The following is a 14,163-nucleotide window of genomic DNA, read 5'->3' as shown; positions in this document are numbered from 1 at the left end:
AGCTGGAAACCGCTGGCGTGCTCAAGGGCGGTCGCAAGTTCTGGGCGCTGGCGCGTACTGGGCAGGGCGCTGCACTCAAGGGCAACGATCAGGTAAATGGCTATTTGCTGCTAGCGACCTCCTGCGACGGCACCCTGGCTACCACTGCAACGCCCACCACCATCCGCGTAGTCTGCAACAACACCCTGACCATCGCCCTGGACGGCACCAGTCGTGCGATCAAGGTTCCGCACAGCACCCGCTTCGACGGCGACCTGGTGAAGAAACAGCTCGGACTCGCCGTCTCGCAATGGGACGACTTTATGTACCGCATGCGCCACTTGGCTGAGCGCAAGGTGCAATGGCACGAGGCGCTAGGCTTTTTCATGAACGTGATGTGCGAGACCAGCCCGACCGGCGCCCTGCCGGAGCAACTACCCAACGAGCGCGCTCTGCGCAAAGTGCAGGAGCTGTACGAAGGTCGAGGTCGCGGCAGCCAGCTGGACTCAGCACGCGGCACTGCCTGGGGCCTGCTCAATGCCGTCACCGAGTACGTCGATCACGAGCGCCGGGCACGCAGCACGGAGTATCGCCTCGACTCCGCCTGGTTCGGCCAGGGTGCCCAGATCAAGCAACGCGCCTTGGATACAGCCCTGCAATTGGTCGCCTGACCTTTTACCAACCCCAACCCATAACGCCCGACCCGTTTAGTTGCAGGTCGGGCGTTTCTATTTCTGCAAGGTGAACGCTATGAAAGCCACTTCATTGAATCGCAGCACCAGCAAATCTCGTCCAGCTCTGCGCCTGGTCAGCACTAAGGAGCTGCCACGCGAGGACTGGCTGCAGATCCGTAAGCAAGGTATTGGCAGCTCGGATGCAGCTGCAGCCGTAGGACTCAACCCCTACAAGTCGCAGCTGGAACTCTGGATGGAGAAGACCGGCCGTGATGCTGGCATGCCCAAGGCCGACCCACAGGATGAGGAAAGCCCGATGTACTGGGGCAACGTGCTGGAGCCCATCGTGGCCTGGCACTACAGCAAGCGCACCAAGAATAAGGTACGCCGCATCAACGCCGTGCTGCAGCATCCCAATCCGGAGCTGCCCTGGATGCTGGCTAACATCGACCGCGAGGTGATCGCGGCGGACGATGTGCAGATCCTCGAATGCAAGACAGCAGGCATAAATGGGGCACGACTCTGGAAAGAGGGCGTGCCTGAGTATGTGCAGCTGCAGGTGATGCACCAGCTCGCCGTCACCGGTAAGCAGGCGGCGGATGTAGCGGTACTGCTGGGTGGCCAAACGCTGGAGATCCACCGTATCGAACGGGACGAGCAGATGATTGCTCGCCTGATCGAGCTGGAGCGCCAGTTCTGGCACTACGTGGAAACCGACACCCCACCGCCGGCCGATGGCACCGCCTCCGCTGAGTCGGCCCTGCGCTGCCTCTACCCGGAGGACAACGGCCAGGTCGTCGACTTCAGCCAGCATGCTGGTCTGTCAGCGGCTTACATCGAGCTGAAGGCTGTTCGTCAGTCGATTGCTGAGCGGGAAAAACGAGAGGCTGAACTGAAGCAGATGCTGCAGCAGGCCATGGGCGATGCCAGCCGTGCGGAGTTCTCCAGCGGCTACGTCAGCTGGCGCAAGGCCAAGGACAGTATCGGTCTCGATGTCGCTCAGTTGCTCAAGGACAAGCCCTACCTGCAGGCCAAGTACCCACTGCTGAAACCGGGTGCACGACGCTTCCTGGTCGGCTGAAACCCAGCTGTTCCAACCCTTCCCTCCCCCTTGGCCAGCTGATGCAGTTCGCGCTGCGTGGCTGGCCTTTTTTCATTTCCAGGAGACTCACCATGCTCAAAGGTCTGGCTATCACTCCGCCGGTACTCGGGCGGATTTCCATCGGTAAGGTCATCGAGAAGAATGGCAAGCGACTGCCGGAGAAGGATGACCAATTCACCATCACGTCCCAGGTGCAGGGCAAGGACGGCTGGCTTCTGCACCCGCTCAATGACGAGCTGCGTCAGGGCAAGGACGACAAGCTGCGCAGCATTCCGGTACGCCTGCTGTTCAACGAACCGGAGCTGAATTTCCGGGCTGACTACACGCTGTTCGACCGGCAATCGGGGCGCCCGGTTTGCGTCGGCAATGGCGAAACCTGCAAGCGGGTCACGCAGGACGGCATGCAGTCGATGCCATGCCCGTCACCGGATGCCTGTCCGCTCGCCAAGGGCGGTGCCTGCAAGCCCTATGGCCGACTGAATGTGGTCATTGGTGATGAGGATCCGCTAGGCAGCTTCGTGTTCCGCACCACGGGCTTCAACAGCATCCGCACCCTGGCAGCTCGCCTGCATTACTTCCAGGCCATCTCGGGCAACCGCCTGGCCTGCCTACCGCTGGAGCTGCGTTTACGCGGGAAATCCACCCGACAAAGCCATGGCACGCCGATCTTCTACGCCGACCTCACGGTGCGCAGTGGCATGGATATGGCCGAAGCGCTGGTGACCGCCAATGAGCTCGATTCACGGCGACAGGCAGCAGGATTCAATCAGGATGCCTTGGATGAGGCGGCACGGCGTGGCTTTGGCAACGGCGCATTCGAGGACAGCGAGGAGGATGCCAGCGCCATCGTTGAAGAGTTCTACCCAGAAGGTGAAGTGCCCGCCTCAACAATCAGACCACAAGCCACCTCCAGCAAGCCCAGCCTGGCTGAGAAGCTGGAAGCGCAAGCCCAGCGCCATACCCCACCGACCGATAACCCTCAAGGAGCCCACCATGCGCTTGCACAAGCTGAAGGCCAGTGAATCGACCGGCACCTACCTGGTCGAGTCGCCGGTCACCGAAACCGAAATCCTGCTGATGGCCCGACAGTTGGCGAATCTGCGTCTGCGCCGGGGGCGAGCACTGACTTCACCAAAGGAAGTGTTCGGCCACCTGCAGGCGCTGCTGGGCGACTACGAGCATGAGGTATTCGCCCTGCTTCTGCTCGACAGCCGGCACCGGGTGATCGTCTTTCACGAACTGTTCCGGGGCACTCTGGACAGTGCCAGCGTCTATCCCCGGGAAGTCGTCAAGACTGCTCTGGAGCACAACGCCGCGGCAACCGTGCTGGTTCACAACCACCCTTCCGGTGAGGCACTGGGTCTCAGGCAGATCCTTCTGCTACAAAGCGAAGTCCGCGTGGTAACGCTTGGCTGCATCAGTCGATGCGCTGCCAATGAAGCTTCTGCTGCTTCATTAGCAACCATCGAAACAGCGTTGTATAGATTATCCACAACCGAAAGTAGACGACCGGTCTATTTTTTTGATACGGTAAACCTATGACTCCCGATGCCCTATCATCAGTGCCTAGCAACAACCCTCGACATCGCGCGGAGCTTACGCTGCTTGGCGGCAACGCCTTTGGCTCGGGACCAGGAATGCAGACGAATGCCACACCAACTTGGTTGCCTTTAGAAGCAAGCTTCTAACCAATCTTCAGCTATTTGGTGCGCAATGCGCGCCGACGAGCTTCTGCAATAAAAATTTCACCAAAAAATATACGACTGGTCTACTTTTAAGGAGTAGAGAAATCTATGCTCAATTTTGACTTCCACAACCCCACGCGAATTATCTTCGGTAACCAAACCATTGCCCGGCTGGATGAGCTGATTCCGACTGAAGCCCGCATTCTGCTGCTCTATGGTGGCCAAAGCGCTCGTGCGAGCGGGACGCTCCACGAAGTCCGAGAGGCATTAGGTTTCCGGGAGGTGCAGGAGTTCGGGGGTATAGAGCCGAACCCCAGCTACGAAACGCTAATCAGGGCCGTTGATACGGTTCGCATCCATCGCTTGGACTTTCTACTAGCCGTTGGTGGAGGCTCGGTCATTGATGGCACTAAGTTCGTTTCCGCCGCTGTTGGCTACGACGGTGATGCTTGGGACATCCTTGAAACGCGGGGCGCAAGTATTCGGCAAGCCTTGCCATTCGGTACCGTACTAACTCTGCCCGCAACTGGCTCAGAAATGAACAACGGCGGTGTGGTAACTCGCCGAGCGACACAAGACAAGTTGCCGTTTCGCAGCCCTCACGTGTTCCCGCAATTCTCGATTCTTGATCCTACTAAGACCCAGACCCTCCCTACCCGCCAACTCGCAAACGGCGTAGTAGATGCGTTCGTGCATGTCATGGAGCAGTACCTTACCTACCCAATCGATGCCCGCGTGCAAGACCGCTTCGCCGAAGGGCTGCTGCAAACACTGATCGAAATCGGTCCGCTGATGCTGGAGGAGTCTGCGGACTACAGCACCCGCGCCAACCTCATGTGGACGGCCACTCTGGCGCTTAATGGCTTGATCGGTGCGGGTGTGCCACAGGACTGGTCTACGCACATGATTGGTCATGAGCTGACCGCACAGCACGGCATCGATCACGCACGGACGCTGGCTATCGTGTTACCCGCAAATCTCGAAGTTCGCCGTGAAGCCAAGCGCGCCAAGTTGCTGCAATACGCCGAGCGGGTTTGGCATATAAGCCAAGGGGACGAAGAACAGCGCATTGATGCCGCCATACAACAGACCCGGACACTCTTCGAGAGTCTGGGCCTACCGACGCGCCTATCGGCCTACCAGCTTGGCGCTGACGTCATCGATGCGCTGATCAACCAGCTCGCCGCTCACCGCCTAACCGCACTCGGCGAACATGCCGACGTCAGCTTAGACGTCAGCCGCAGGGTGCTTGAAGCCAGCCTCTAAGCCGTGCCGCTAGCGTCGCACACCCACGCTAGCGGCGCATAACCAAACAGCCATAACTACTTTTATCCGCAAGGTAAATCACATGAAGATCCTCCTCGTTCTGACTTCCCACGAGCAACTTGGCAACACTGGTGAAAAGACCGGTTTCTGGCTCGAAGAGCTGGCCGCGCCCTACTACGCCTTTATCGACGCAGGCGCGCAACTGACCCTGGCATCGCCCAATGGCGGCCAGCCACCGCTCGACCCAAAGAGCAATGAGCCTGACTTCCAGACCGACGCCACCCGCCGCTTCGAGATTGATTCAGTCGCCACGCACGCGCTGGCCAACACGCTAAAACTCAGCGACTTAAACGGCGCCGAATTTGATGCTGTGTTCTACCCCGGCGGCCATGGCCCGCTGTGGGACTTGGCCGAAGATGCCGCGTCCATCGCCTTGATTGAGCGCTCCATCGCCGCCGGCAAGCCTGTTGCGGCGGTTTGCCATGCGCCCGCGGTGCTGCGTCACGTCAAGGGCAGCGACGGCCAGCCATTGGTCGCCGGCAAGGCGGTCACCGGCTTCAGCAACAGCGAAGAGGAGGCTGTAGGCCTGACCCAGGTGGTGCCGTTCCTGGTCGAGGACATGCTCAAGGCTCAGGGCGGCCACTACAGCAAGACCGCCGACTGGCAGGTACATGTCATCACCGACGGGCTGCTGATCACGGGCCAGAACCCGGCCTCCTCCGAAGCCACCGCCCACGCGCTGCTCAACGTGCTGAGCTAAGGAGGCCCGATGTCCGCCTTCGTGGTTTTCACCCGCGAGCACACCACCGACGCTGCTGAACTGCAACGTTACGCGCAGGAGGCGCCTGCCGCACGAGAAGGGCACGACGTCACACGTCTGGCTTTCTACGGTCAACTGGAGGTGTTGGAAGGTCCATCGATCGAGGGAGCGGTCATTCTACGTTTCGAAGATATGACAGCCGCTCGAGCCTGGTATGCCAGCCCGGCTTACCAGGCGGCGCTAAAGCATCGTCTCTCCGGTGCGGAGTACCGAGTTTTTCTAATCGAAGGCACCGACACATCACCTAACTGACACGCGTGCACAAGTCGTTATGAGCGTATATCTCGGCTTGTGCATGTCATTGCACTGGAACAATCCATCATGAGCCTTCAAGACGAAGCACTCAAAGCCTGGCAAGCCCGTTATGGCGAGCCAGCTAACTTACCTGCTGCCGACACCGTGATCGCGCAGATGTTGCAGCATCGATCAGTACGTGCCTACAGCGATCTTCCTGTGGATGAGCAGATGCTGAGCTGGGCGATCGCGGCGGCCCAGTCAGCCTCGACTTCCTCGAACCTGCAAGCTTGGAGCGTGCTCGCCGTGCGGGATCGCGAGCGTCTCGCGAGGCTTGCCCGACTGTCCGGTAACCAGCGCCATGTCGAGCAGGCACCGCTGTTCCTGGTCTGGCTCGTGGACTGGTCACGCCTACGCCGACTAGCCAGAACCCTTCAGGCACCGACTGCAGGTATCGACTATTTAGAAAGCTACACCGTCGGTGTTGTAGATGCAGCTCTGGCCGCTCAGAACGCCGCACTAGCTTTCGAGGCCCAAGGACTGGGAATCGTTTACATCGGCGGAATGCGCAACCACCCGGAAGCGATGTCCGAGGAGCTTGGCCTGCCAAACGACACTTTCGCTGTATTTGGCATGTGCGTCGGTCATCCCGATCCGGCACAGCCCGCCGAGATCAAGCCACGCCTGGCGCAATCAGTGGTGCTTCACCGTGAGCGCTATGAGGCCACCGAGGCAGAGGCGGTTTCAGTTGCTGCCTATGACCGAAGGATGAGCGACTTCCAACATCGTCAACAACGCGAAAACCGTTCCTGGTCCAGCCAGGCCGTGGAACGTGTAAAAGGAGCGGATTCACTGAGCGGAAGACACCGCTTGCGAGATGCATTAAACACCCTAGGTTTCGGCCTGCGCTGAGATAGTGAGATATCCCATGCCTATTCCCGCCGCCCTGAACCGGAGCACTAATACCTGGCAACTTTGCTTTGCTGCGCTCTCGCCGTTCCTTGTTGAAACGGTAGTGATCCATTGGTCGACATTCACCCGACACTCAAGGTTCCAGTGGCCGGATAGCCGCGCACTGCAAGACTTCGGGCTTTATTCACAACCAACCAACTACACCGACAGACACCTTTCCAGAACGGCAAGGTCAAGCGAGTTAAACCGTAAATGATCTAAGGACTTTAGTTGGACGAGCCTACCTCTTGGTTTCCGGAGCCTCATTGCACGGTTCTATCCGAGCGATGTGGGTGAGTTCCTCCATAATTCAATCGGAGAACCATCGTGTCAGCGCTATTCGAACCGTTCGAACTAAAAAGTCATTGCTTACGTAACCGCATTGCCGTGCCGCCTATGTGCCAGTACATGGCCAACGAGGGGCTGGTCAACGAGTGGCACCACATCCATTACGCGAGTATCGCGCGTGGCGGAGCAGGACTAGTGATAGTTGAAGCGACCGCAGTCTCACCTGAGGGGCGAATCACACCCAGTTGTGCTGGGTTATGGAGCGACAAGCAAGGCGAAGCCTTCATCCCCATTGCCCAGGCAATTAAGGCAGCTGGTTCCGTAGCGGGTATTCAGCTCGCTCATGCAGGTCGCAAAGCAAGCGCGAATCGGCCTTGGGAGGGCAATGGTCATATAGCCGAAGACGACCACCGTGGCTGGCAAACAATCGCACCGTCTGCCATCGCTTTCGGAGCCCATTTATCAAAGGTCCCCAGGGCAATGTCCTTGAGCGATATCGCGCAGGTGCGTGAAGAATTCGTCATGGCTGCACGACGAGCCTTGTCAGCCGGTTTCGAATGGCTGGAACTACACTTCGCGCACGGCTATCTAGGCCAGAGTTTTCTCTCTGCGCATTCCAACCGACGCAGCGATGGCTACGGTGGCAACGTGGAAAACCGCAGGCGTTTTCTCATCGAAACCATGTCTGCAGTGCGCGAAGTATGGCCTGAGCACCTTCCGCTGACTGTACGCCTCGGCGTAATCGAGTACGACAACCAGGATGAGCAGACACTGCTCGAAGCCATTGCGCTGATACGGCAACTCAAGAACGCAGGTGCCGACCTAGTCAACGTTAGCACGGGCTTCAACATCCCGAACACTGACACTCCCTGGGCACCGGCATTCCTTGCACCAATCGCCGAACGCATACGCCATGAGGCGGGCATTCCCGTTGCTGCGGCCTGGGGTATCGAGTCGCCAGCCCTGGCCGACCGCTTGGTGCGCGATGGCCAGGCTGATCTGGTAATGGTCGGCCGGGCCCACCTCGCTGATCCACATTGGCCATACGCGGCAGCTCGCACCCTTGGCGTCGAGCGCCCCGCATGGGTACTGCCCCCCCCTTACGCCCACTGGCTCGAACGGTATACGCCGGTGGAGTAATCCGAGTTTCAGCCCCTGTCACCACGTACGGAAAGACCGGAGCTTTTCATGCCACCATGCCACCATGCCACCATGCCACCATGCCACGAGTAGGAGAATCACATGGCTTACGCCACTATCAACCCCTATAACGGGGAATTGCTCAAGACCTTCCCAGAAACCACCGACGACCAGGTCAATCAGGCGCTGGACGACGCACATAGCGCGTTCCTCGACTGGAAAGAACGCAGCTTTACCGAACGCAGTGCCATTCTCCAGCGGGCAGCTGAGCTGCTACGCGCCCAGGCCAGCGACTATGCCCACCTGCTAACCTTAGAGATGGGCAAGATCACCGCTGAAGCTTTGGGCGAAGTCGAGATTTCAGCGCGAATTTTAGAGTATTACGCTAAGCATGCGGAGGGGCTGCTAGCTCCAGAGAAACTCCCTGTTGCAGAACCGTCCGAGGGAGAGGCAACTTTAACTCACGAGCCGCTGGGAATCATTCTAGCCATCGAACCATGGAACTTCCCCTACTACCAAGTAGCACGCATCCTCGCTCCGCAATTAGCAGCCGGCAACACCCTACTGCTCAAACATGCGTCAAACGTACCGCAGTGTGCTGCAGCCTTCGAACAGTTGATGCTAGATGCGGGCTTACCCTCGGGAGCTTTCCGCAATCTCTACGCAACGCGTCAACAGATCGAAAGCATTATCAGCGATGATCGTGTTCATGGTGTCGCTCTGACTGGCTCTGAAGGAGCAGGCGCCATCATTGCTGCGCAGGCCGGCAAGGCGTTGAAGAAGTCGACCCTGGAACTAGGTGGTGCAGATGCCTTCGTGGTACTGCGCGATGCCGAGCTGGATAAGACTGTGAAGTGGGCCGTAATCGGGCGTCACTGGAACGCTGGACAGGTGTGTATTTCCTCCAAACGCATGATTGTGGTGGACGAGGTCTATGAGGAGTTTCTGAGTCGCTACACAGAAGGAGTGGCGCAGCTTAAGGCTGGTGATCCCTTTGCCCAGGAAACCACGCTGGCCCCTTTGTCATCGCAGGCCGCCGCCGACGAGATTCGTCAGAAGATCCAGGTGGCAGTCGCTCACGGCGCGAGAGCCACCGAAGTCGGCCCCAGAGTCCCTAGACTGGGGGCCTTCGTGCAACCAACTATCCTGACTGACGTAGAGCCCGATAATCCCGCCTATTACTGGGAGTTCTTCGGCCCAGTGTCGATGATCTTCCGTGCCAGGGACGAGCAGGACGCGGTGCGTATTGCCAACGATTCGCCGTTCGGTCTGGGCGGCTCGGTATTCACCGCCGATACTAAGCATGGCGCCGAGGTGGCCAAACGCATCTCCACTGGTATGGTGTTCGTCAACCATCCCAGCACCTCGAGGGCCAACCTACCCTTCGGTGGTATCAAACGCTCCGGCTACGGGCGCGAGCTAATCGGCTTGGGCATCAAGGAATTCGTCAATCACAAGCTGATTAGCGTCATCGATATTGACGCGCCGTTCTAACTTCATCTGCACATCAACGCAAACATCAATACCTGATGCAGCCAGCCTCCTTGATGAATAGATCAAGGGGGCTGGACTACATAGGCAACCCTGGCGCGAAGCACGGCGCGTTCCCGGCTGATCCAGAAGTGAGCTGCAAGGGTGCGGAGATATGCATAAGTGCCGGAATACAAAGCTGCATATTGACATATGTGAATATTACGAATAGCCTGGACTCGTAAACCACCCTAGGCACCTCAGGAGGTACCCCATGAAAGATTCCAGCGATACCCATCCGAATCACCTTCCCGACAGCTGCTACGGCCTGTTTATCGACAACCAGTGGGTTACGGCCGAATACGGTGAAACCCTCGACATTATCAACCCCGCCAACGGAAAAATTCTCACCAACATTCCAAACGCCACAGCTGCCGACGTCGACCGCGCGGTGCAGGCCGCACAGCGCGCCTTCGTGACCTGGCGTACCACCTCACCAGCGGAACGCGCCAATGCGCTGTTGAAGATCGCCGACCTACTGGAAGCCGATGCCGATCGGTTCGCGGTTCTGGAAACCCTTGATGTAGGCAAACCCATTCGTGAAAGTCGCTCCGTCGACATCCCACTGGCGATTGATCACTTCCGCTACTTCGCTGGCGTAATCCGCAGCCAATCGGATGAGGCGGTCATGCTGGATGAGCAAACACTCAGCATCGCTCTCAGTGAACCCCTCGGCGTCGTGGGCCAAGTGATTCCGTGGAACTTCCCGCTGCTTATGGCCGCCTGGAAGATCGCTCCAGCCATCGCAGCGGGTAACACCGTAGTCATCAAACCTTCCGAGCTGACCCCGGTAACCATCCTCGAACTGGCGAAGATCTTCGCTAAGGTACTTCCAGCCGGCGTGGTCAACATCGTCACAGGCTTAGGCACCACAGTTGGGCAGGCGTTACTGGATCATCCGGACCTGCGCAAGCTTGCCTTTACCGGCTCGACGCGTGTCGGCGAACTCGTCGCCAATGCGGCAGCGAAGAAAATCATTCCCGCCACCCTTGAACTGGGCGGCAAGTCGGCCAACATCGTTTTCCCCGATGCGAACTGGGACAAGGCCGTGGAAGGCGCAGTCCTCGCCATCCTGTGGAACCAAGGCCAAGTCTGCGAATCCGGCGCACGGCTGTTCGTTCACGAATCCATCTACGAGCGATTCCTGGCTGAGCTCAAGCATAAGTTCGAAGCTGTGCGTGTGGGTGACCCACTGAACCCGGACACCATGATGGGTGCACAGGTCAGCAAGTCCCAGATGGAACGGATCCTCGGCTACGTCGATATCGCTAAACAGGAAGGCGCTGAGGTACTGATCGGCGGCGGTCGTCTCACAGGTGCCAATTACGATGCCGGCTTCTTCATCCAGCCAACGATTCTGGTCGGTGTTCGCAACGATATGCGCGTCGCCTACGAGGAAATTTTCGGCCCTGTTCTGTGCGTCATTCCTTTCAAGGATGAAGCGGAGGTCATCGCCATGGCCAACGACTCCGAGTACGGCCTAGCCGGTGCAGTCTGGACCCAAGACATCAACCGGGCGTTACGTGTGGCACGCGCGGTGGAAACCGGACGCATGTGGGTAAATACCTACCATGAGATCCCTGCCCATGCCCCCTTCGGTGGCTATAAGAAATCTGGCCTAGGACGGGAAACTCACAAGTCAATGCTGGAAGCCTACAGCCAGAAGAAGAACATCTACGTCAGCCTCAACGAAGCACCGCTCGGGCTCTTCTGACCTCCTTGAACCATGTTTTTTTGACTTATAACATCGAATATTTTAGATATGCAGGTAAGCAAAATGACACACTCAGAACTTTTTAAAACCACTCAGCTGGGCCCATACACCCTCAAGAACCGTATCGTTCTGCCGCCACTGACGCGTTCACGCAGCTCCCAACCCGGCAATATTGCGAACGACCTAATGGCCACATATTACCGTCAGCGCAGCGGTGCTGGCTTCATGGTGACCGAGGGCACACAGATCGAACCTCGAGGACAGGGTTATGCCTGGACACCTGGCATTCATAGCCCGGAACAGATACAAGGCTGGCGTAAGGTCACCGACGCTGTTCACGCCGAAGGGGGGGTGATCTTTGCTCAACTTTGGCATGTGGGCCGCGTGTCGCACACGTCGCTGCAACCCGGTGGTGAAGCGCCCGTCGCGCCATCAGCCATCCGCGCGGACAACGTCAAGGTGTTCATCGAAACTGGCCCCGGCACGGGTACACTGGCCGACCCTTCGACCCCACGAGCCCTGTCCACCAAAGAGGTAAAGGAACTGGTTGAGCTCTACGCCCAAGCAGCCCGAAATGCTTTGGACGCAGGTTTTGACGGGGTGGAGCTTCACTGCGCGAATGGGTACCTGGTAAACCAGTTCATTTCGGCGCATACCAACCAGCGTGATGATGAATATGGCGGTTCGCTGCAGAACCGTCTTCGCTTCCTGCGCGAAATCACCCTCGCCGTTGCTGGTGTCGTCGGCAAGGAGCGCGTTGGCGTTCGCTTCGCCCCGCTGTTCGCGACCACAGACGAAGACCGCGTCTACCTTGGCCTGGTCGAAGAAGATCCTCACCAAACCTACATCGAGGCAGTGAAGATCCTCGAGGAAGTAGGCATTGCCTACCTGTCGCTCGCCGAAGCCGATTGGGAAAGCGCACCCGAGCTGCCTGAGACGTTCCGGGAAGCTGTTCGTAAGACCTTCAGCGGCAAGATTATCTATGCCGGCAAGTACACCGCTGAACGAGGAAATCGCGTGATAAAAGCTGGCTGGGGCGACCTGATCGCTTTTGGCCGCCCCTTCATTGCGAACCCCGACCTGCCCGCTCGCATCGCCAACAACTGGCCGCTTAACCCAGTTGATCCAAGCAGCATGTACGGCGGTACCGATAAGGGCTACACCGACTACCCGACTTACAAATCCTAAACGCTCAGAGCCACGCCCCATAACTCAGGGGCGTGGCTTTGCGTTTGCTGACCGAGGAAGTTAAGCATGTACCAACCGAGCACGATCCCCTACCAAGAGCATAGGGGATTCAAACGAACCTTCAGGCAGGGTCATCTAAGCCTTGGGCTGTTCTTTCCCCTGGAGGCTTTCGAAGGTGATACACCGAGCATGCTAGATCAGGTAGCGCTGGCCAAACGTGCAGAGGCGCTTGGTTTTTCGGCGCTTTGGTTTCGCGACGTCCCACTCAGGGACCCAAGCTTCGGCGATGTCGGCCAGGTTTTCGACCCTTGGGTGTACATGGGATATATGGCCGCCCATACAACAAAAATCGCATTAGGCACGGCCTCCATCGCCCTTACACTGCGTAATCCCCTGCACACGGCAAAGGCCGCAGCAAGCATTGATCAGTTGAGCGGAGGTCGCTTGCTCCTGGGAGTAGCCTCTGGCGATCGTCCCGTGGAGTTTCCCGCATTCAGCATCGATCCCGAAAAGCGTGGCGAGACCTTTCAAGAAAACTGCGAGGTGATACGTCAAGCTCATCGAACACACTTCGAGCCCATTCGCTGGAGTGGAGGCGAGTTGTTGGGGGCCGATCTCATTCCCAAACCCACGACCCGTGAAATACCGCTATTTGTAACCGGACACAGCCGCCAGTCGCTCGATTGGATCGCGCGCGAAAGCCATGGATGGATCAACTATCCACGCCCACCGAAAATACAGCGACTGATCGTGGAGGATTGGCGACAGGAAATATTGAAACAGTGTGGTCCCACCTACAAGCCGTTCTTGCAGTCGCTTTATATCGACCTTGACGAACACCCGTCCACGCCGCCCTCGCATATCCATCTTGGATTCCGCCTGGGACGTGACCACCTTCGGGCCTTACTGGATACGCTTGAGGAAATCGGTGTGAACCACGTCATCCTGAACCTCAAGTACGGTAAACGCCCCGCAGCAGAGGTTATCGAGGAACTTGGCAAGCACATCATCCCGCACTTCGACACACAGACGTCCGATAGCCCGACCTGATAGGGCAATAGGATTTCAGTCCAGAGCAGCCAGTCTTTTTGACAGGCGGGCGCGCAGAGGTCACGGAGACGCCTTCCAATTTTCTACGCGAACTAGGAAAATATCTAAATATCGCAAAAAATAGGTATAGAAAAATCTATGACCATTGATGTCAACGAAGCCCTTAAAGCATTGGCGAACCCGATGCGCCTAGCCATCCTTAATTGGCTCAAGGATCCCAGGACAAACTTTCCCGAGCAGGAGGTAGATCCAGAGACGGTAGGTGTGTGCGTCAGTATCATCCAGGAACGCACGGGCCTCTCGCAGTCAACGACATCGCTTTATCTCGCAGCTCTACAGCGCGCGCAATTGGTGACATCGCAGCGGATCGGCCCCTGGACCTACTACAAACGCCACGATGAGAATATCGATGCCTTCTTCAAGGCGCTGCAAGAAAGAATCTAGGGCTGCACACCCTTGTATTTCTGACTGATTTCAGTCTTTGCCGATGTCAAAAACAGCAATCTGACCAAATAACGATCAGATCATCCGAAGCTTCGAGT

At 57.9% G+C, this 14,163-nt stretch carries 14 protein-coding genes; all 14 read left to right on the top strand.

Annotated features, from left to right (window positions below; all coding sequences use genetic code 11):
• Positions 1-650, top strand: a 650-nt coding sequence (locus P7A97_RS19845) for a DUF932 domain-containing protein (protein ID WP_277692175.1), incomplete at its 5' end; no start/stop codon positions are given.
• 79 nt (positions 651-729) lie between these two features.
• Entirely contained in the window at positions 730-1,734 is a 1,005-nt protein-coding gene (locus P7A97_RS19840) for a lambda-exonuclease family protein (protein ID WP_277692174.1), read from the top strand.
• Between the two features lie 92 nt (positions 1,735-1,826).
• On the top strand, positions 1,827-2,777 hold the full coding sequence (locus P7A97_RS19835) for a hypothetical protein (RefSeq protein WP_031299400.1): 951 nt from the start codon (positions 1,827-1,829) through the stop codon (positions 2,775-2,777).
• Complete coding sequence (locus tag P7A97_RS19830; protein ID WP_010487172.1) at positions 2,749-3,297, top strand: JAB domain-containing protein; 549 nt, start codon at positions 2,749-2,751, stop codon at positions 3,295-3,297. The genes P7A97_RS19835 and P7A97_RS19830 overlap by 29 nt, the downstream gene beginning before the upstream one ends.
• 251 nt (positions 3,298-3,548) lie before the next feature.
• Positions 3,549-4,706 (top strand): iron-containing alcohol dehydrogenase, encoded by a 1,158-nt coding sequence (locus P7A97_RS19825; RefSeq protein ID WP_010953427.1) that lies wholly within the window; start codon positions 3,549-3,551, stop codon positions 4,704-4,706.
• Positions 4,707-4,788: 82 nt separating this feature from the next.
• Complete coding sequence (locus P7A97_RS19820; RefSeq protein ID WP_010953426.1) at positions 4,789-5,466, top strand: type 1 glutamine amidotransferase domain-containing protein; 678 nt, start codon at positions 4,789-4,791, stop codon at positions 5,464-5,466.
• A 9-nt stretch (positions 5,467-5,475) separates the two neighbouring features.
• Positions 5,476-5,778: a DUF1330 domain-containing protein gene (locus P7A97_RS19815; RefSeq protein WP_128663847.1), complete on the top strand. Its 303-nt coding sequence runs from the start codon at positions 5,476-5,478 to the stop codon at positions 5,776-5,778.
• A gap of 69 nt (positions 5,779-5,847) precedes the next feature.
• Complete coding sequence (locus P7A97_RS19810) at positions 5,848-6,672, top strand: NADPH-dependent oxidoreductase (RefSeq protein ID WP_010953425.1); 825 nt, start codon at positions 5,848-5,850, stop codon at positions 6,670-6,672.
• Positions 6,673-7,038: 366 nt separating this feature from the next.
• On the top strand, positions 7,039-8,139 hold the full coding sequence (locus P7A97_RS19805; RefSeq protein WP_010953424.1) for an NADH:flavin oxidoreductase/NADH oxidase: 1,101 nt from the start codon (positions 7,039-7,041) through the stop codon (positions 8,137-8,139).
• 102 nt (positions 8,140-8,241) lie between these two features.
• Positions 8,242-9,633, top strand: a complete 1,392-nt coding sequence (locus P7A97_RS19800) for an NAD-dependent succinate-semialdehyde dehydrogenase (RefSeq protein ID WP_010487163.1) — start codon at positions 8,242-8,244, stop codon at positions 9,631-9,633.
• A 250-nt stretch (positions 9,634-9,883) separates the two neighbouring features.
• A complete protein-coding gene (locus P7A97_RS19795) occupies positions 9,884-11,383 on the top strand; it encodes an aldehyde dehydrogenase family protein (RefSeq protein WP_277692171.1) in 1,500 nt (499 codons plus the stop codon).
• Positions 11,384-11,446: 63 nt separating this feature from the next.
• Positions 11,447-12,571, top strand: a complete 1,125-nt coding sequence (locus P7A97_RS19790) for an alkene reductase (RefSeq protein WP_277692176.1) — start codon at positions 11,447-11,449, stop codon at positions 12,569-12,571.
• Positions 12,572-12,637: 66 nt separating this feature from the next.
• Positions 12,638-13,621, top strand: coding sequence for an LLM class oxidoreductase (locus P7A97_RS19785; protein ID WP_277692170.1), 984 nt, complete (start codon positions 12,638-12,640; stop codon positions 13,619-13,621).
• A 138-nt stretch (positions 13,622-13,759) separates the two neighbouring features.
• Positions 13,760-14,065 (top strand): helix-turn-helix transcriptional regulator, encoded by a 306-nt coding sequence (locus P7A97_RS19780; RefSeq protein ID WP_010487150.1) that lies wholly within the window; start codon positions 13,760-13,762, stop codon positions 14,063-14,065.
• Positions 14,066-14,163: the final 98 nt, after the last annotated feature.

This window comes from Pseudomonas sp. GOM6, from assembly GCF_029537485.1.
GTDB lineage: Bacteria > Pseudomonadota > Gammaproteobacteria > Pseudomonadales > Pseudomonadaceae > Aquipseudomonas.
Note: the sequence above shows the minus strand (reverse complement) of the source record. Positions and strands in the feature narration are given on the sequence as shown.

Coding starts and splice junctions, on each gene's coding strand:
- P7A97_RS19840 (WP_277692174.1), top strand. CDS start 730: ATGAAAGCCACTTCATTGAATCGCAGCACCAGCAAATCTCGTCCAGCT.
- P7A97_RS19835 (WP_031299400.1), top strand. CDS start 1,827: ATGCTCAAAGGTCTGGCTATCACTCCGCCGGTACTCGGGCGGATTTCC.
- P7A97_RS19830 (WP_010487172.1), top strand. CDS start 2,749: ATGCGCTTGCACAAGCTGAAGGCCAGTGAATCGACCGGCACCTACCTG.
- P7A97_RS19825 (WP_010953427.1), top strand. CDS start 3,549: ATGCTCAATTTTGACTTCCACAACCCCACGCGAATTATCTTCGGTAAC.
- P7A97_RS19820 (WP_010953426.1), top strand. CDS start 4,789: ATGAAGATCCTCCTCGTTCTGACTTCCCACGAGCAACTTGGCAACACT.
- P7A97_RS19815 (WP_128663847.1), top strand. CDS start 5,476: ATGTCCGCCTTCGTGGTTTTCACCCGCGAGCACACCACCGACGCTGCT.
- P7A97_RS19810 (WP_010953425.1), top strand. CDS start 5,848: ATGAGCCTTCAAGACGAAGCACTCAAAGCCTGGCAAGCCCGTTATGGC.
- P7A97_RS19800 (WP_010487163.1), top strand. CDS start 8,242: ATGGCTTACGCCACTATCAACCCCTATAACGGGGAATTGCTCAAGACC.
- P7A97_RS19795 (WP_277692171.1), top strand. CDS start 9,884: ATGAAAGATTCCAGCGATACCCATCCGAATCACCTTCCCGACAGCTGC.
- P7A97_RS19790 (WP_277692176.1), top strand. CDS start 11,447: ATGACACACTCAGAACTTTTTAAAACCACTCAGCTGGGCCCATACACC.
- P7A97_RS19785 (WP_277692170.1), top strand. CDS start 12,638: ATGTACCAACCGAGCACGATCCCCTACCAAGAGCATAGGGGATTCAAA.
- P7A97_RS19780 (WP_010487150.1), top strand. CDS start 13,760: ATGACCATTGATGTCAACGAAGCCCTTAAAGCATTGGCGAACCCGATG.